The following is an 18,048-nucleotide window of genomic DNA, read 5'->3' as shown; positions in this document are numbered from 1 at the left end:
ATAAGTACAATACTCCCGACTATTAAAATGGCAGATCCAAAATCAAATCAAACAGCCTTAGGCGACGCAGCCGCACGGCAACTGGCCATCGCTACGCGTACGGTCCCTCAATTATCAAGAATCACCCCCCGCTGGCTTCCGCAATTGCTAAACTGGGTTCCTGTTGAATCGGGCGTTTACCGGTTAAACAAGGTTAAGGATGCAGAAAATGTAGAAGTAGATTGCTCCTCACGCGATGAACGCGAACTTCCTTCTACTTTTGTTGACTATGTAGAAAATCCACGGGAGTACAACCTGAGTGCCGTTAACACGGTGCTGGATGTGCATACCCGCGTATCTGATCTTTACAGCAAACCCTATAACCAGATCAGCGAACAGCTTCGCCTTACCATCGAAATTATTAAGGAAAGGCAGGAAAGTGAACTGATCAATAACGAGGAATATGGTTTGTTGCACAGCGTGGTACCGAGCCAGAAAATAAAAACAAGGCTTGGCCCTCCAACTCCTGATGATTTAGATGAACTGATAACTAAGGTTTGGAAAGAGCCCGGGTTTTTCCTGCTTCATCCCTTAGCTATTGCCGCCTTCGGCCGCGAATGTACCCGCAGGGGTGTTCCGCCGCCAACCGTATTGCTTTTTGGCTCGCAGTTTATTACCTGGAGAGGTATCCCGTTGATTCCGTCGGATAAATTACCTATTGAAAATAACAAATCTAAAATCATCCTGCTCAGGACAGGAGAAAGCCGACAGGGTGTGGTCGGGCTGTTTCAGCCGGGTTTACCGGGCGAGCAATCACCGGGTTTATCAGTTCGCTTTATGGGGATCAATAACAAGGCCATAGCCTCGTACCTGGTTTCGCTTTACTGCTCATTAGCAGTACTGGTTGATGATGCAATTGCAGTTTTAGAAGATGTGGATTTAGGTAACTATCATGAGTACAAATACTAAGCCCGAAGGCTTTTTAGATATTGGAGAGCTTGAAAAGCTGGCTAACCAGTTTTTTAAATCTCCGCAGAGCGTGGCACCGGTAAACCCGGCTGCCTTCCCCACAACGCCGGGCGACCATCAGCCAACAATAGAGCAATTTAACTTTATTCAGGAGGCTAATGAACGGCCAATAAATTTATCCGGGAATACACAATCGAGCCCGGCTTCAGGCGTTGGGGCTTCCCCGTCTGCAATTACGCAGGGAAATGTGATCGATTTGAAAGACCCGCAAACCAGCTTTGACGATCCGGCATTGGGTACTGCCCGGCCTTCGTCCAAAGAGAATGTAACGGGTTTCAGCCTATCAGGCACTGAACTGCTTACAGATAATTTTACGCAGCTGCCTTACCAGCAGGAGCAATCGTTTGAAAGAGATCTGCAGGCTGCGCTAAATCAGATCATCACTTTTCCGCATGTGCCGCAAATCCCGTTCAAACCCGATCAGCAGGCAGCAGACCCATCCTATTATTTCCTGAAACAGGTTCCCGCATTATTTTCGGCTGAAAGGCCAAAGGGTGCAAGCGGAATTATCAAGGCTCCTTTTGATGTAAATATTATCCGGCGCGATTTCCCTATCCTGAGCGAACAGGTAAACGGAAAACCACTGGTTTGGCTGGATAATGCAGCAACCACGCAAAAACCCAAACAGGTTATTGACCGGATCAGCTATTTTTATGAGCACGAGAATTCAAACATTCACCGTGCGGCGCATGAATTGGCAGCAAGGGCAACCGATGCCTATGAGGGTGCACGTAAAAAGGTTCAGCAATTTCTGAATGCAGCCTCGAGCAACGAGATTATATTTGTACGTGGCGCTACCGAAGCTATTAATTTAGTAGCCAAAAGCTGGGGCGAACAAAACCTGCAGGCAGGGGATGAAATTATTGTAAGCCACCTGGAGCATCATGCCAACATTGTTCCGTGGCAGCAGCTTGCCGCTAAAAAAGGTCTCAAAATAAAAGTAATTCCGGTTGATAACGATGGCCAGCTGCTAATTGATGAATATGTTAAATTGCTTGGCCCCAAAACAAAGTTGGTAGCCTTTACACAGGTATCAAATGCCTTAGGTACGGTTACACCTGCTGCCCAAATTGTAAAGCTTGGCCATTTGGCAGGCGCAAAAGTGTTGGTTGATGGTGCACAATCCGTATCGCACATGCCGGTGGACGTAAGGTTGCTTGATGCGGATTGGTTTGTGTTTTCGGGCCATAAGGTGTTTGCGCCTACAGGTATAGGTGTATTATATGGCAAGGAAGATCTTTTGAATGAAACCCAACCGTGGCAGGGCGGCGGCAATATGATAGTAGATGTAACCTTTGAGGAAACCAAATACCATAACGCTCCGGGCAGGTTTGAAGCAGGCACCGGAAACATTGCCGATGCTGTTGGCCTAGGTGCTGCCATTGATTATGTAACGCGCATAGGTATGCAGGCCATTTCCCAGTATGAACATTACCTTTTGGTATATGCTACCGAGCTTTTAAAAGAAGTAAAAGGTTTGCGCCTGATTGGCACTGCACCTGATAAAGCAAGTGTATTATCATTTGTGCTGGAAGGTTACAAAACCGAAGAGGTTGGCGCCGAACTCAATAAACAGGGCATTGCGGTACGTTCAGGGCATCATTGTGCACAACCTATATTACGCCGCTTTGGGCTGGAAAGCACCGTGAGGCCATCGCTGGCATTTTATAACACCTGCGCCGAGGTGGATTTACTGGTTGAAACACTACATCGACTTAAAAGATAAATGGAAACAAACCAGATCAATACATTTATTGAACACCTTTACCAGGTGCATAAAGCCGAGTGGGAAGCAACCCCATCTTTCAGGCAGGCGGTGGATTGGCTGTCTGACCTGTACGAATTTTTGTTTCCTAATAACCGGCTAAACAGGCAATCAATTTATGAGGGGCAGTTAAAAAAGAACCAGATTGACCTAGAGAATATTTTGCTCAGTTACCTTGATCCTGCCAATATCAATATAGACGAGGTTATTTATAAGTTTTATGCCTCACTGGAAGAAATTTATCAAAGCCTGCGGCTTGATGCAACCAAAACCTTTGAAGATGACCCCGCCGCAGGCAGCATTCATGAAGTGATAGTTTCATATCCTGGGTTTTATGCCGTAGCGGTTTATCGCATAGCAAACAGGTTATCGCAGTTAAAAGTACCTATCCTTCCACGGATATTGAGCGAGCATGCACATGGAAAAACAGGGGTGGATATTCATCCGAATGCACAGATAGGCGTACCGGTATTTTTGGATCATGGTACAGGGATAGTAATTGGGGCCACCAGTATCATTGGCAAAAATGTATCTATTTACCAGGGGGTAACCTTAGGCGCATCGCAGGTAAGTAAAATCATGTCTGACGTAAAGCGCCATCCAACGGTAGAGGACAACGTAATTATTTATGCACGCAGTACCATTTTAGGAGGAAGAACAGTAATTGGCCATGATAGCATTATAGGGGGCAGTGTGTTTTTAACCAAAAGTGTTTCGCCGTATTCAAGTGTATTTAATACGCACCAGTTACGCATCGAGGTTAAAGAAGCTCAGTAGCCTGAATCACTGGCAGTTAATTCAAAAACGTTATAAAACAGGTTGGCAGCCGTAAGCTGCACAGCAAATGAAACTAAGATAACCAACTCTTTACTGGTATAATGAGGTACAAGAATATCAAATAGCTCATCAGATACCTTTCCTTTATTTTCAACCAGTGCAGTTCCAAAATTAACCAGATCCTGTTCAATATCATTTAACTCATACTCAGCATAACCGTCCCTGCCATCGGCAATGCATAATAAAAAATCCGCACCGCCCAGGGCTGTTCCAAACAGCCGGGCGGCGCGTTCACCAATTACAATGGTCAGTTCCTGATAAAGATTGTGCAGGTTTTTATCAAGCTCCTCCCAGGTTTTATTCATTATTTCAACCGTGTATACCCTGGCCATTTTTATGCAGATTTCATGAAAAAATAGGTTTCTATCACGGTTTGCAGCAACTCTTTTGATGGGGCCGGGCCAGTTAACTGCTGGTCGATAGCGCTATACAAAATTTCGCCATTGCTAACTATGTAAGTAGCCAATAAGGGTACATTTACTTCTATCCCAGGGTACTTGTTCCAGGCAGGGTCAAGCTCACTGTATAATTCAAGCTGGCGTGCAATCTCATTGTTCTTGTCAAAGTAAAAATTAAGTTTCAGGCTGTTATCCCATACAAGCTCTTCCAGTTTATTATTTTGCTCATCAGGGCAAATTATCAGCACGTTGCCGCCAATAGCTCTTATCTCGCTTTGCAGCTTGTTTAAAAAAGTTAAGTGAGCAAGTCCGTATTCTTTCCATTCAAGCGAATAAAAGCAGATCACCAATGGCTTTCCGGCAATCTGCCTAAGCAAAGCAGCCCCACTGATACCTGCGCCGTTTAAAAAGCTATGCTGATTGATCTGTTCGTTTTTAAAAACTAAATCCGGGATCCTGTTGCCTTTTTGTAATGGTTTTAAAGGGACATATTTGTTATCCGGAATCTCCAGCTCAAGCATGATTTCTGTAAGGTCGAAAGTTAAGCTGTTACTATTTTCTAATTTCATATCGAGAGTTTTAAGGTTCTATTTTAAATTCAGCTATTTCAAGTTTATCTCCTATATAAATTTCTTTGTTCGTCATCAAAAAAGAAATAATAAACAAATGTATACTAATTCTATAGATTTTATATACATTTGTTTCATTATTTAATTTTTAGTTTTTAATCCTGCCGGTAATGATCAATTACCCGCTTTATTTTAAGGCAGGCTTAGCTTAAATATGAAGGATAAACACATGAAGGTATACCTGGATAACGCAGCGAGCACACCACTTGACAGAGAAGTATATAACGCGATGACCCCTATTTGCTGGATCAGTATGGCATCCCTTCAACCCATCATGGTTATGGCCGCGATGCAAAAGCAGCAGTTGCCATTAGCCGTGCCGGGATTGCTAAATTGTTAAATGCATTACCCGAAGAGATCATTTTTACAGCAGGTGCTGCGGAGGCTGATAACATTGCTATTTTATCTGCCGTTAATTGTTCGTTCATTGATCATATCATCACCACACCTTTTGAACACCCGGCTGTATTGCAGAGCTTAAATGCTTTACAACGAAAACACGACATCAGGGTAAGCTACATTAAGCATGATGAACACGGCAACCTCGACCTGCATCATTTAGAATATTTGCTCAGAACCAATACCCGTAACTTTGTTTCTGTAATGCATGCCAATAATGATATAGGTAACCTTAACGATATTGAAACAATTGGGTTGCTTTGTAAAAAATACAAGGCGATTTTTCATACCGATGCTGCGCAAACTACAGGTAAGTACCGTTATGATCTGGCGGGGTTAAACGTCAATTTTATGGCAGTATCAGGCCATAAATTTCATGGCCCCAAAGGAATTGGTTTTTTGTATTGCCGCAAGGGCACAAAGCACCTGCCCGGTATTAATTCGGGTACAGACAATGTTGCCGGCATTATTGGTTTAAGCAAAGCCTTTGCTATTGCCCATGATGATATGGAACCAAAGCTGAATTATATCCAGGGTTTAAAAAGCAGGCTGATCACGCAGCTGGCGGAGTTGCTGCCTGCCATAACTTTTAACGGAAACTCGGGTATCGCCATAAAAAGCATTCCCTCTATATTAAATGTAAGGCTGCCCGAAACCAATATGAGTAAAAGTATTTTGCAATACCTTGATGAGCACCAGATAGCTGTATCGGGTGGTTATAGTTCATCATCGCCTGTGCTGAAAGCCTTAGGCATTACTGCTGATACAGAAAGCATCCGCTTTTCAATAAGCAGGTTCAATACTCTACAGGAGATAGATCATGTTGCGGAGGTTATTACATCCATATACCAAACGGTAGCCGCATAATAAATACTTAGCCCCTACGGCAACATTTTAACAGTGACATTACAAAACACATAAACATGAAGATGATTAAATATGGCGTATTAGTCTTATTTCAGTTGCTTTTAATACCTGTATCAAAAGCACAGGTTGTGAATACTGCGGATGAACGCGGCTACATAGTTAAAGTAGGCGACCAGGCACCTGATGATTTTGAGCTTGTTTTAAATAACGGCACAAAAACATCATTAAAGCAGTTGCGTGGTAAGATAGTAGTATTGCAGTTTACAGCAAGCTGGTGCAGCGTTTGCCGTGAAGAAATGCCCCACCTGGAAAGTGATGTTTGGAAAGCCTACCAAAACAAAAACCTTGTACTGATAGGCGTTGACAGGGACGAGCCATTGGCAAAAGTTCAGAAATTTCATGATGACATGCAACTTACCTATCCCCTGGCGCTTGACCCTGGTGCGGATATTTTTGGCCGTTTTGCCGATAAAAAAAGCGGCGTTACCAGGAATGTGGTGATAGATGGCACAGGAAAAATTGTTTACCTGACGCGCTTATACGATAAAACTGAATTTAACGGCATGTTACAAGCCATTAAATTATTAACCGACAAACAGGCAGCCAGTTCAAACTGATTGCAGCAAGGCGGAGTGGCCGAGTGGTTAGGCGGGAGTCTGCAAAACTCTTTACGACGGTTCGAGCCCGTCCTCACGCCTCTTTATTAATAAAACAAAATGTTAAAACTACCTTTTCTCTTCCTGTTAACGCTGCTTAACCTGCCGGCTCTATTTGCGCAGGAAGTTACGCAAGGCCCGCACATTTTGGTAGTGATGGCACATCCTGATGATATTTTGTGATCACCGATGGCAAGGCTAATTATAGGTTTTAAGCATGCAGCGGTCAGGCATCACGTAATATCAAATCGTGATTGCTTACTTGCTCATTGCTCAGCATATCAGCAATACTAATATCTGATAATATCTTAAGCTCTTCCTCACGCACTTTTAGGTACACCTTCCGGATGCTGCAGGTAGCTTCGTCCAAGCATTCTTCGCAGCTGCGGTAATGAAAGGCACTTGCACACGATACCCTGGCTATAGGCCCGTCCATTAATCTTATAATACCCACTAAAAAGATCTCTTCGGGTGGTTTGCTCAATACATAGCCGCCGCTTATCCCCTTTTTGCTAAACAAATAGCCGGCATTTCTCAGCTCTAATAAAACCACTTCCAGATACTTCTTGGAGATTTTTTCCAACTCAGAAATTTTTGAAACCGGCAATGGAGGTTTATCCACATTTTTAGCAAGAAAAATGAGCGCTTTTACAGCATATTTAGCTTTTTTAGACAGCATATTATTTATATCATTTCAAGATATAGCTTTTTAACGATTTTATCATCATGAAGCTAACCTTTTACCAACCCTTTATGGCGCCGCCTTTAAAGGCAACTTCAGCGGCCTGTGCAACTTCTGGCGATTGATAGGCTTTTACAAACCGGGCCACGTTATCCTGGCCTTTATTATCGTCTCTCGATACGATGATATTTACATAGGGTGATTTTTCATCCTCCACAAATATACCATCGCGCTTGGCAACCAGCCCGGCAGGCCCGGCAAAAGTATTATTGATGATAGCGATGGTTACATTCTGATCGTCGAGCGCACGCGGGAGCTGCGGGGCCTCCAATTCAAGTATTTTCAGGTTCTTTGGGTTGCCCACAATATCATTTACAGTAGGCAAAAGCCCTACCCCATCTTTCAACTTTAATAAACCAGCTTTTTGTAAAAGCAATAACGAACGGCCACTGTTGGTAGGATCATTAGGAATAATAATGGTACTGCCGTCTTTAAGCTGATCAATGGTTTTAATTTTATGCGAATAACCCGCCAGCGGATAAACAAACGTATTACCTAAAATAGCAAATTTGTAACCCCGTTGTTTGGCCTGCACATCCAGGTATGGTTTATTTTGAAAAACATTCAGGTCAATATCGCCCTGGCTCAAAGCTGCATTCGGCATTACGTAATCATTAAACTGCACCAGTTCAACATCAAGCCCGTACTTTTCTTTGGCAACTTTTTGGGCGGCCTCGGCTACCTTAAACTCCGGGCCCGATTCCACACCAACTTTAATATGGTTACTGTTATTTACTTGTGTTTTACGGCCGCAGGCAACCAGGCCTATGGCTATTAATGCTATACTGCTTAACGTTTTTATATTCATATTTTTAATTAAATCTATTTACGGTGATCTGCCTTTTTTGCCAGGAACTCACCAGCGATTTGGATAACAAATACCAGTGCTACCAATAAAACCAGCACCGTATTCATCACCACAATATCATACCCAACATAACCATACTGATACCCGATCTGGCCCAATCCACCGGCACCAACGGCCCCACCCATTGCCGAGTAACCAACAAGGGTAATGAGCGTAATTGAAGCAGCCCCAATAATAGATGGCAATGCTTAGGGCAGTAATACTTTTAACACAATTTGAAACGGCTTTGCACCCATAGCCCTTGCCGCCTCAATTAACCCGTTGGGGATTTCTATCAGGCTGTTTTCAACCATCCTGGCTATAAAGGGTGCTGCGCCTATGCTAAGTGGCACCAGAGCAGCCTGTACTCCAATTGAGGTGCCCACCAGGGCCCTTGTAAATGGGATCATCCAAACAATGAGGATGATAAATGGGATAGACCTGAATATATTTACCAAAATGGAAATTGTACCGTTTAACGAGCTATTTTCAGATACCTGGCCCTTTCGGGTCATAAACAGCAGTACCCCTGTTGGCAAGCCGATTACAAAACCAAAAAACCCGGATACAAAGGTCATCACGATGGTTTCAAACAAACCGTTTACTAACATCCACACCATCGAATCAGACATAGCCCAACACCTCCACTTCTATCTTTTTACTTTTATAATAGGTTAGTGATTTGTCCGTACTTTCCGGTTCACCGCTTACTTCAACCAACATTATTCCATATTTAACACCGCCCGTATAATCCATTTGTGCGCTGATGATATTGTTATCTACCCCAAAAAGCCTGCTCCCTTCTGATAAAATGGTAGCCTCCGCCGAGCGCCCGGTAAACTTGAGCTTTACCACCGGGTGTTTTTTGCCCGAAGGCGATGCCGTTAAACGCTGCTCATACTCAACAGGCAGCGCTACATGTAACGATGAGTCAATAAACTGCTTTGCCAGGCTGGTTTCGGGGTGAGAAAACACCTCGCTAACCGTGCCGCGCTCAATCAGTTTACCATCGCTTATTACCGCTACTTCATTACAGATTGCCTTTACCACATTCATTTCATGGGTGATGAGTAAAATGGTGATATTGAAGCGCTGGTTAATATCCTTCAGCAAGGCCAAAATCGACCTGGTTGTTGCAGGATCGAGCGCACTGGTTGCCTCATCGCACAAAAGTACATTGGGATTACTGGCCAGCGTACGGGCAATGGCTACCCTCTGCTTTTGCCCGCCTGATAAATTAGCAGGGTATTCATTTGCCTTTTCTTCCAGGCCGACTAATTTCAGCAGCTCATTTACCCGTTCGTTTATTACGGTTTTTGGCGTGCCGTCCAGTTCGAGCGGGAATGCTATATTTTCAAATACTGTTCGTGATGATAATAAATTAAAGTGCTGAAAGATCATGCCGATCTGCCGCCTGGCCTTGGCAAGTTCGGCTGATGAAAGCAGGGTGAGGTTTTGCCCGTTAACAATCACTTCGCCTTTGGTGGGTTTCTCCAGCAAATTCACACAGCGGATCAGTGTACTCTTACCCGCTCCGGAAGCCCCAATAACACCAAGAATACTGCCCTGCGGCACAATTAACGACACGTTTGACAAGGCAGTTACCTGGCTGTTCTTTTTCTTAAAAGTTTTGGTTACATTTTTTAGTTCAATCATTATTAGGCCAGCAGGTATTTATTTTCAATCACAGCGTTTATAACCAATGGTTGCATATTACTAATTTGCTGCAAATATATCCTATAATTTCTATAGAATATATATGTTTATAAAACTTACATTGGTATTAAAAACGGTAGCCTTTAAATTGGTTGGCTAAGTTTGAACCAGGGATTGTGAGGATGGCGGATACACGGGAGAAGCCAGAGGGTTGAGTGGATAGAGTCAAGAGGGAGCCCTGTCCGTCCGTTTCAAATACCGGACGTAAACGGACGGACAAATATCTTTTGTTAATAGTTGAGAATTTAAGGAAATGCAGGTAGATGAATTGTTGATTTGGACCGCTGCAGCATGTTTTTTTGACCGGGTTTGCGTGTGCGTTAAAAATGTTATATTACAAGCCTTAACTAAAAACTTTTATCACAAAATGAAATTACAAACTTTTGGCGTATTAATATGCGTTTTTTTTCTATGCAGTTGCGCATCCAACTATCATTTAATAAACCCGCCATCTTTAAATTATCTCTCAAACAGTAATGACAAATCGGTCATCTTAGATTATAAATATAGTCTGCTTCCTGAAAAATATGCAAAAAAGGAAACCAAAAATAATATTAAACTAATTGCGGTTAAGCTAACCAATAATAGCGACAGGGACCTCATTTTTGGGAAAGATATTAAACTGGTATATGGAAATGGCAGTGACGTGATTTTAATAGAAAATGAACGAGTTTATACAGCGTTGAAACAAAAAAGCGCGTATTATCTATTTTATTTGTTATTAACACCAGCTAAATTTAACACATCATCCAATGGGCGGCAAACAAGCTCATTTCCAATTGGGTATGCAGTTGGACCCGGATTGACAGCATTAAATATGATTGTTGCCGGGACGGCAAATAGTGCCTTTAAAAAGGAATTAGTAGATTACAACATTATTGGAACAGTGGTAAAAAAGGGTGCTACTGTTTATGGATTAGTGGGCATCAAGGCAACCAAATTTGAAAATTTAAAAGTAAAGATTGAGTAGCATTTTAAAGAAAACGCTTGTTGTTTAAGTTGAAAATCCACTTTTTCATCTTTTAATTCCTCAGCTCTTTATTGTAATACATATTTTATTGTGACATTTAAACCCACGCTCACACGAGTTTAGCGCAGCGTAAATTTTACAGGGCAAGTGTCCGTCCGTCCGTTTATGTCCGGTACCTGGAAACGGACGGACAAAACAGTAATCAGTTCCCCCGCGTAAGGGGTAATAGTGGATACCTGCCTGTGGGTAAGGCCTGCAGGCGTATAAACGGATAGCCCGCCCCGCAGGGATACGCCAGATCACCCACCCTAAAAACTCAAAAATGGCTTAAATTAATTCCATTTCATGATACCTGAGTGTTAAGATACAGGTATTTGCCGCATTTTAGGGACTGCTGCTTTTTGATTGGGCAAATGCAAAATTAAAGCAGACTGCAAACAACAAACAGCATACACTTAACACTATCGTTTTTTTGCTTTTTATTGTATGGGCACAGTGTGTTAATTGATTTATAACTGGTTAGCAACAATAAATTTTGTACCTGTCCTTCAATAAACCCATCATATAAACATTAATTTCCCATTGGCTCGCCACCGGCATTTTAGTAAAAGGGAGTGCAGGCATATACGGGGCCGGGCCAAATTCAGGGGTAATGGTTAAAAGTTCAGCACCTTGTTTAAGCCTGCTATCTATTATCTGGTCCCACCAGGCCAGGTGAGCGTTAACCTCTGCCTGCCATTCGGGTGCGCGCGGGTCCGAGACCTGGGCCGATTCAGCATGGCCCACCCTTGCGTGGATATGTACCGTTTTACTTATGGCCAGGTTTAATGCCTCTGTTTGCTGATCTAATAAACTTTCTGATACATTGCACCAATGCGAAAAATCAGCAGTGATAACTATATCCGGATTGTCGGTAAGCAATTGCTTTGCAATGTGGGCTGCAAACAAGGCTTTGTTGCGATGGGTTTCGTGCACTATCACTATCCCGGTATCAGCTGTTACCTGCTTTGCCAATTGAAAAAGCTCCCGGTTTTGGGCCGATGTAAAATAATCCTTTCCGGTTTGAGCATCTATAAGCAAAGGTTTTAGGGCAGCTATACTTTCCAGATGCTTTTTAAAATTCTCTTTGTGCAGGGGTAAGTCCTTTTCAAAGGATTGATAATATTGCCCGATGAGCAGGAGCCCGTGTTTATTTAGGGCATCGGTAATTACTTGCTGTTCAATCCTGTCGAAAGGGATTGGTGTTTCAACGCCGTCAAACCCGGCTTCTTTTACCTTTATGCAAAAGCTGTCCCAGGGTATATTTTCAGCGCCCCATCGCGGGCAAAAGAATTGAATTTTCATTATAAATTACCTTTTTTTAATTCGTTAACCGCATAATCGGCGGCACGTGCAGTAATAGCCATATAAGTTAGCGAAGGATTTTGGCAGGCTCCTGATGTCATGCAGGAGCCATCGGTTACAAAAACGTTAGGCGCGCCCCAAACCTGGTTATAGGCATTTAAAACAGATGTTTTTGCATCGCGGCCCATCCGCGCAGTACCCATTTCGTGGATGCCGAGGCCGGGCGCTTGTTCCGAGTCGAACTGGGTAATATTTTTAAAGCCCGCCTTATCCAGCATCTCGGCGCCGGTTGCCAGAATGTCTTTTAGCATCGTAGTTTCGTTTGACCGGAAACTGCAATCAATATCCAATAATGGCATACCCCATTTGTCTTTTTTATCCTTGCTCAAGGTAACTTTATTATTTATATCGGGCAAACATTCGCCCATGCCGGTCATGCTCATTTTCCATTTGCCTGGTTCGGTAAGGCTATCTTTAAAGGCGGCGCCAATTTGATGTTGTGCCGTACCATCCCCTGTTTCCCGCGAGCCACCGCAGGCAAAGGCATAGCCCTTAAAAAATCTACTTCTTTTTTACCGCTTAAGTTTCTGAAGCGGGGCAGGTAAACGCCGGTTGGCCTGCGGCCATAGTAATAATGATCTTCAAAGCCGTCGTGCTGCCCGGATACCCTGCCCCGGTAATTATGGTCCATCAGGTAGTGGCCCAAAGCGCCGCTATCATTACCCATACCATTTGGAAAACGGGAAGATGTTGAGTTGAGCAAGATAAGTGTTGAATTTAGAGTGCCCGCGTTTATAAATACAATTTTTGCAAAATACTCGGTTGCCTGCAAGGTATTGGTATCTATTACCCGCACACCTTTTGCCTTTTGGCTTTTTTCATCATAAATAATAGAATGAACCACCGAAAAGGGCCGTAAAGTTAAATTGCCGGTTGCAACCGCTGCGGGTATGGTTGTTGAGTTACTACTGAAATAACCGCCAAACGGACAACCTCGAAAGCACAGATTGCGGTACTGGCAGGGGCCACGGCCATTAAGCGCCTTTGAAAGGTTTGCTGTACGCGAAATGATTAGGTGCCTTCCGGGAAAATTAGCTTCTATACTCCCTTTTAAGTGCTTTTCAATTACATTCATTTCCATAGGTGGTAAAAACTCACCATCAGGTATTTGGGGCAGGCCATCGCGGTTGCCGCTTATACCCGCAAACTTTTCGGCATAGCTGTACCATGGGGCAATATCTTTGTACCTGATGGGCCAGTCTACACCGATGCTTTCCTTTGCATTGGCTTCAAAATCAAGGTCGCTCCAGCGTTGAGTCCACCTGGCCCAAAGCAGCGATTTACCGCCAACCTGGTAGCCCCTTATCCAGTCAAAGGGCTTGGTTTGAATGTAGGGGTGCTCTTTATCTTTAACAAAAAAATGTTCTGTTTCTTCTTTAAATGCGTAACAGCGTGAAACGATGGGGTTTTCTTGCTGAACTTTTAAAGGCAATTCATCGCGGTGCGGAAAGCCCCAGGGCGGCGTCATTGCCGTAGGATAATCTTTTATATGCTCTACATCACGGCCGCGTTCAAGAACCAGGGTTTTTAAACCTTTCTGGCACAATTCTTTTGCGGCCCAACCACCGGATATACCCGAGCCGACAACAATGGCATCATAAGTGTTTTGCGCGGTGCCTTTGGTATTTATATTTTTTGACGAATGATCGTTCATTGCAGGTATCTAAAAATTAAGCATTTATTTGTTCAACAAAGGTCTTCCGGCTAAGCTCGCCTGTTTGTTTATTTTTGAGGATCAGAACTTTCCCGCCATCCGGCAATATCTCGTCCTTAATCAGGTAATGCTGCTCATCATATTCATGGAATTTGATGGCGATATCGGCATACTCTTCGCCGCGCCAATCTTCTAATTGTACAGGTTCCCATTTACCGGTCTTTACTGAAGTATAAGCTGCATCAATTACTGCGTTTACCACATAGCCATCATAAAAAGTTTCATTCGGTTCCCGCCCCTGTTCAATGGCTTCAAACATATCTGTAAACATATTGCTGTACCCCAGCTCATGTACCTCATCACCTACAGGAAAAAGCCAGCCGCTATTGCTTTCAGCCTTTTCGGCCACATAACCGCCCTTACCTGTCGAAAACATTTCAAAACCAGTACGCAAAAAATTGTTGATCCAGATGGTGCCTTCCGTTCCCTGCACTTCATCGCGCAGATCCATTCCGCCCCTGAAACACCAGCTTACTTCAAACTGACCAATGGCGCCATTGGCGTATTTTACCAGGCCAACCGCGTTATCCTCTGCGTCTATAGGGTGAACCTGTGTAGCCGCCCAGCACATAACTTCAACCGGACGGTATTGCTTGCCTATATAGTTTCTTACAATTTCAATACAGTGGCAACCCAGATCAACAATGGCACCGCCACCCGATAATTCCTTATCCCAAAACCAGTTACTGTGCGGGCCGGAATGCGCCTCGCGCGATTTTGCCCATAATATGCGGCCAAGACTCCCTTTTTTAACACTTTCAACAGATTTCAGGAACTTTGGGGTATAACACAGATCTTCCAGGTAGCCGCCCATAATGCCCGCCTGCTCAACCATTTGCAGCATCTGTTTGGCCTCTGCAGCTGTACGGCCTAATGGTTTTGTGCACAATACATGTTTACCAGCTTTAGCACAGGCTTCAACGGCCTGCAGGTGCAGGTGGTTCGACAAGGCTATAATCACTACATCAACTTCGGGATGACTAACTGCGTGAGCCATATCGTCAGTAAAATAGGGTAGTTTGTAATCATCAGCAAAAGTTTTGGCCCTGTCTTCGCTGCGCGAATAAACCATAACTACAGTATCCCTTCGCCGCTGTGCCATTAACGATTCCGCGTAAAAACGGGCAATAAAGCCCGAACCCAATATTGCAATTCTCATGATGTTATACTGATTGGATGTTATAAATTAAGGTAAACTATATTATTACCACGTCTTCCTCTCGCTGCGTTACCGCTAAAGTTAAAGCGGTACGCAGTTGGAGAAGCCCGGGGTGAGATGGCTATTTTGTTTATTTGCAGATCGGTGTAAATTCAGACCCAGTTAAATGTTTGTTTTACATACTGAAGGCTGTTTTTCCAGTCGTCCCTTATCGGGTTCACCGGCGGGTTATCAAAAGCCAGCTCAATTGCCGCACGTCCGCTAAATTCCTGCTTTTGTAATGCCTGCGCTATCGCTTTAAAATCAGTAACACCGCTTCCTACAGTTTCTGTCCATTTATGATCGGCGCCCTGGTCGCGGATGTGCATATACACCATTTGTTTGCCATAGGTATTGATAAACCAGACAGGGTCAACACCTGCTCTTACCAGCCAGTTAAGGTCGGGGCCGAGCTTAATATCAGGTATACGCGCTAAGGTGCCTTTTAAGTCGTGCATTTCGTTCTGCACTTCATAGGTATGGTTATGCAGGTTCAAAACAATGCCGTAATTATTACAAATGGGTATTATTTTATTTAAAAGATCGGCCTGGGCATCCAGTTCTGCCTCAGTTTTCAACCTGTTTGCATCACCTACCGATACTCCAAGCGTTTTTCCGTCCAGTTGGTGAGCCTGCTGATCACCAATTCCGCATCATCTAAAATTTGGGCGTGTTTTGTTTTATCCCACATCGGTGCACCGTACGATGCTCCTGTAACCGGTACTTTGTACTGCTGTGCTAAACTACCCAGATGGGATACCGCGTCATCATGCCGCAGGTTTATTTCCATTAGTTCCATGCCATTGATCCCTGCATATTGAAAATCTGAAAAAGCCTGTTCAATAACCGGGGTACTGTCCCATTGCGGCGGAAACTTACTGGCATAAACCCATATATGGCCGCTTATTTTTACTTTTTGTTTTTTTGTGAAGATAGCCGCGGCATCGGCATCTAAGCCGCCGGCTAATATGGTTCCGCCGGCCAGGTAACCGGCAGCTGCTAAAAAGCGCCTTCTGTTTAAATTTTTCCATCGTTAGTTAGCAACCTCCTTTTCCCATCCGGTTTCCTTTAGCGCCGGGTCATTTTCTTTTTTCAGGAAATCAGCATTTGATAATGATTCAGCATCCCACTCTAAAATCGCTTCATCCGGCACAACGTTTACGGGCGTTTTCCACGAGGTAGAGCTTTCATTATAGGCCAGGTTAGATTGCAGGCTATAGCAGGAAATGATTGACCAGCGGGGATAGTCGGACAAGTTAGCCTCTGAGCGGTGCAGCAGGTTACTGTGAAAAAACAAGGCATCCCCTGCTTCAAGCTCTAAATATACCAGTTCCATGGTTTTTAGTGCATTATTTACCATAGTCATATCAGCCCCAACCTGCTCGCCCGAAAAACCATGGTTTACCCTGCCCAATTTATGTGAATCCTTAATCACCTGCAGGCAGCCGTTTTCTTTATTAGCCGGTGTAAGGGCAACCATTACGCTGATGAGCTCATCGGGAAACATAAATTGGTTTTTGTACCAATAGCCATAATCCTGGTGCCATTCCCAGGCGCCGCCAACCTTAGGTTCCTTTTGCATCAGCTTGGAGTGGAAATGACAAACCTTCGCCTTATCACCCAATAACTGCTGTACGGAACTTACCATTTTTTCGCTGCGTGTTAAATAGCCAAACACGTCATTACCTGGTGTAAACCACAAGGATAGCTTAGTTTTTTTTCCGCTCTGATCGTTTAAATCCACTGCGTTATTCAGCATAGCATTATCGTTTACAGCGGTACTATATAGTTTATCAATTTCAGCCTTGCTGCAAAAACTTTTTACAACAACATACCCTTGCTGATGGTACAAGGCAACCTGTTCCGGAGTTAATTTTTTGCTGTACATATAATTGGTTTTAATAAGAGCCAAGGTACCGTAAGGCAAAGTGTCACACTACGTTTTTTCTGTTGAAAACCGATACTTATCTAACATTGCTAAAATTCAGACCCTTTTATTCAGTATTTTTGATAGATGAAACCAGTATTAGAATATTTGCCAAAAAATTCAGGCGAATCATTTGTGACCAAATTTTTTGACTACCAATATTACCCAACTCCCTGGCATTTTCATCCTGAGTACGAACTGGTTTTGGTAACGGAAAGCACTGGAAAACGGTTCATTGGCGATCACATCAGTAATTTTAAGCCCGGCGACCTTGCGCTGATAGGCCCTTATTTGCCGCATACGTATAAAAACGACCCGCAATATTTCGAGGATAATTCAAATTTAAGGGCCAAATCAATTGTTGTTCATTTTAAGGAAGACTCCTTTGGCTTTAACTTTACTGATCTGCCCGAAGCGCAAAAGATCAATAGCTTATTAGCAAGATCAATAAAAGGTTTATCTGTAACCGGAGAAACTAATAAATTGATCAGCAAAAAGTTACATGAATTGGTAGCTGCAAAGGAATTTTCGAGATGGCTAAAACTGCTGGAGATACTTAACATACTCTCGGACAGTAAAGACCTGGAGTTGATCTGTAATAATGTGATAATGGGACAAAATCCTAACGAAACGGACAGGATGAATAAAATCATCAATTTCGTTATCAATAATTTTGGCAGGGAAATATCATTATCAGAGGCAGCTGATTTGGCAAATATGGCTGAAAATTCATTTTCAAGATATTTTAGTCTTCGTACCCGTAAATCATTTACAGGTTTTGTAAACGAGGTTAGGCTTAACCACGCCTCAAAGCTACTAATAGAAACATCCAAAAGCGTTACCGAAATTTGTATGGAATGCGGCTTTAATAATTTATCCAACTTTAACCGGCAATTTCGTAAGGTATACCAAAAAAACCCGTTGAATTTTAAGAAGCTGCACAATGGGTAAAACCGTCGCCAAAACACAAC

At 43.4% G+C, this 18,048-nt stretch carries 20 protein-coding genes, 1 tRNA gene and 1 pseudogene; 9 read left to right on the top strand and 13 right to left on the bottom strand.

All coding sequences use genetic code 11. The features are described from left to right. Positions 1 to 27: 27 nt before the first annotated feature. Genes ACQY4U_RS10545 through ACQY4U_RS10535 form a run of 3 tightly spaced genes read left to right on the top strand, consistent with a single transcriptional unit; the run spans position 28 to position 3,550 of the window. Positions 28 to 948: a family 2A encapsulin nanocompartment shell protein gene (locus ACQY4U_RS10545; RefSeq protein WP_428329361.1), complete on the top strand. Its 921-nt coding sequence runs from the start codon at positions 28 to 30 to the stop codon at positions 946 to 948. Then, positions 932 to 2,734, top strand: a complete 1,803-nt coding sequence (locus ACQY4U_RS10540) for a family 2A encapsulin nanocompartment cargo protein cysteine desulfurase (RefSeq protein WP_428329360.1) — start codon at positions 932 to 934, stop codon at positions 2,732 to 2,734. Before ACQY4U_RS10545 ends, ACQY4U_RS10540 begins: the two co-directional genes overlap by 17 nt. After that, positions 2,735 to 3,550, top strand: coding sequence for a serine O-acetyltransferase (locus ACQY4U_RS10535; protein WP_428329359.1), 816 nt, complete (start codon positions 2,735 to 2,737; stop codon positions 3,548 to 3,550). Here ACQY4U_RS10535 and ACQY4U_RS10530 read toward each other — a convergent pair. Then, complete coding sequence (locus tag ACQY4U_RS10530; RefSeq protein WP_428329358.1) at positions 3,544 to 3,942, bottom strand: hypothetical protein; 399 nt, start codon at positions 3,940 to 3,942, stop codon at positions 3,544 to 3,546. The two genes, ACQY4U_RS10535 and ACQY4U_RS10530, sit on opposite strands and share 7 nt — an antisense overlap. Positions 3,943 to 3,944: 2 nt before the next feature. Further along, on the bottom strand, positions 3,945 to 4,577 hold the full coding sequence (locus ACQY4U_RS10525) for a redoxin domain-containing protein (RefSeq protein WP_428329357.1): 633 nt from the start codon (positions 4,575 to 4,577) through the stop codon (positions 3,945 to 3,947). A gap of 300 nt (positions 4,578 to 4,877) precedes the next feature. Between ACQY4U_RS10525 and ACQY4U_RS10520 the strand changes: the two genes are divergently transcribed. From ACQY4U_RS10520 to ACQY4U_RS10505, 4 genes are all read left to right on the top strand, one after another. Further along, on the top strand, positions 4,878 to 5,903 hold the full coding sequence (locus tag ACQY4U_RS10520) for a cysteine desulfurase family protein (protein ID WP_428329355.1): 1,026 nt from the start codon (positions 4,878 to 4,880) through the stop codon (positions 5,901 to 5,903). 56 nt (positions 5,904 to 5,959) lie between these two features. Next, positions 5,960 to 6,520 (top strand): peroxiredoxin family protein, encoded by a 561-nt coding sequence (locus ACQY4U_RS10515; protein WP_428329354.1) that lies wholly within the window; start codon positions 5,960 to 5,962, stop codon positions 6,518 to 6,520. A gap of 9 nt (positions 6,521 to 6,529) precedes the next feature. Further along, positions 6,530 to 6,601: transfer RNA gene (locus ACQY4U_RS10510), tRNA-Cys, on the top strand. 18 nt (positions 6,602 to 6,619) lie between these two features. Beyond that, a complete protein-coding gene (locus ACQY4U_RS10505; RefSeq protein ID WP_428329353.1) occupies positions 6,620 to 6,742 on the top strand; it encodes a hypothetical protein in 123 nt (40 codons plus the stop codon). A 43-nt stretch (positions 6,743 to 6,785) separates the two neighbouring features. Here ACQY4U_RS10505 and ACQY4U_RS10500 read toward each other — a convergent pair whose 3' ends face one another. The 5 genes from ACQY4U_RS10500 to metN all read right to left on the bottom strand — a co-directional run bounded on the left by ACQY4U_RS10500 (position 6,786) and on the right by metN (position 9,804). Then, on the bottom strand, positions 6,786 to 7,238 hold the full coding sequence (locus ACQY4U_RS10500) for an RrF2 family transcriptional regulator (RefSeq protein ID WP_428329352.1): 453 nt from the start codon (positions 7,236 to 7,238) through the stop codon (positions 6,786 to 6,788). A 61-nt stretch (positions 7,239 to 7,299) separates the two neighbouring features. Next, a complete protein-coding gene (metQ, locus tag ACQY4U_RS10495; protein ID WP_428329351.1) occupies positions 7,300 to 8,109 on the bottom strand; it encodes a methionine ABC transporter substrate-binding lipoprotein MetQ in 810 nt (269 codons plus the stop codon). A 14-nt stretch (positions 8,110 to 8,123) separates the two neighbouring features. Then, a complete protein-coding gene (locus tag ACQY4U_RS10490) occupies positions 8,124 to 8,354 on the bottom strand; it encodes a hypothetical protein (RefSeq protein WP_428329350.1) in 231 nt (76 codons plus the stop codon). Between the two features lie 3 nt (positions 8,355 to 8,357). Next, the gene (gene metI / locus ACQY4U_RS10485) at positions 8,358 to 8,780 is read right to left on the bottom strand and encodes a methionine ABC transporter permease MetI (protein ID WP_428329349.1); all 423 of its coding nucleotides are present in this window, start codon (positions 8,778 to 8,780) and stop codon (positions 8,358 to 8,360) included. Further along, on the bottom strand, positions 8,773 to 9,804 hold the full coding sequence (metN, locus tag ACQY4U_RS10480) for a methionine ABC transporter ATP-binding protein MetN (RefSeq protein ID WP_428329348.1): 1,032 nt from the start codon (positions 9,802 to 9,804) through the stop codon (positions 8,773 to 8,775). Before metN ends, metI begins: the two co-directional genes overlap by 8 nt. Positions 9,805 to 10,117: 313 nt before the next feature. Here metN and ACQY4U_RS10475 point away from each other — a divergent pair, with 313 nt between their 5' ends. Continuing rightward, positions 10,118 to 10,834 carry a hypothetical protein gene (locus tag ACQY4U_RS10475; protein ID WP_428329347.1) on the top strand — a complete coding sequence of 239 codons (717 nt, stop codon included), beginning with the start codon at positions 10,118 to 10,120 and terminating at the stop codon, positions 10,832 to 10,834. Positions 10,835 to 11,353: 519 nt separating this feature from the next. Here the strand turns inward: ACQY4U_RS10475 and ACQY4U_RS10470 are convergent. The 6 genes and pseudogenes from ACQY4U_RS10470 to ACQY4U_RS10445 all read right to left on the bottom strand — a co-directional run bounded on the left by ACQY4U_RS10470 (position 11,354) and on the right by ACQY4U_RS10445 (position 17,038). After that, positions 11,354 to 12,178, bottom strand: a complete 825-nt coding sequence (locus tag ACQY4U_RS10470) for a sugar phosphate isomerase/epimerase family protein (RefSeq protein WP_428329346.1) — start codon at positions 12,176 to 12,178, stop codon at positions 11,354 to 11,356. Continuing rightward, positions 12,178 to 13,892, bottom strand: a pseudogene (locus ACQY4U_RS10465) (GMC oxidoreductase). The gene ACQY4U_RS10470 and the pseudogene ACQY4U_RS10465 overlap by 1 nt, the downstream one beginning before the upstream one ends. Before the next feature lie 16 nt (positions 13,893 to 13,908). Then, positions 13,909 to 15,111, bottom strand: coding sequence for a Gfo/Idh/MocA family protein (locus ACQY4U_RS10460; protein ID WP_428329345.1), 1,203 nt, complete (start codon positions 15,109 to 15,111; stop codon positions 13,909 to 13,911). Positions 15,112 to 15,263: 152 nt separating this feature from the next. After that, positions 15,264 to 15,728, bottom strand: coding sequence for a sugar phosphate isomerase/epimerase family protein (locus tag ACQY4U_RS10455; RefSeq protein WP_428329344.1), 465 nt, complete (start codon positions 15,726 to 15,728; stop codon positions 15,264 to 15,266). Positions 15,729 to 15,742: 14 nt separating this feature from the next. Next, positions 15,743 to 15,949, bottom strand: coding sequence for a hypothetical protein (locus ACQY4U_RS10450; protein ID WP_428329343.1), 207 nt, complete (start codon positions 15,947 to 15,949; stop codon positions 15,743 to 15,745). Between the two features lie 234 nt (positions 15,950 to 16,183). Continuing rightward, positions 16,184 to 17,038 (bottom strand): phytanoyl-CoA dioxygenase family protein, encoded by an 855-nt coding sequence (locus tag ACQY4U_RS10445; protein ID WP_428329342.1) that lies wholly within the window; start codon positions 17,036 to 17,038, stop codon positions 16,184 to 16,186. 126 nt (positions 17,039 to 17,164) lie between these two features. Between ACQY4U_RS10445 and ACQY4U_RS10440 the strand changes: the two genes are divergently transcribed. Then, positions 17,165 to 18,028, top strand: a complete 864-nt coding sequence (locus tag ACQY4U_RS10440) for an AraC family transcriptional regulator (protein WP_428329341.1) — start codon at positions 17,165 to 17,167, stop codon at positions 18,026 to 18,028. Positions 18,029 to 18,048 lie beyond the last annotated feature (20 nt).

The organism is Mucilaginibacter sp. (assembly GCF_965277465.1).
GTDB lineage: Bacteria > Bacteroidota > Bacteroidia > Sphingobacteriales > Sphingobacteriaceae > Mucilaginibacter.
This window is presented reverse-complemented; position numbering and strand designations above follow the sequence as displayed.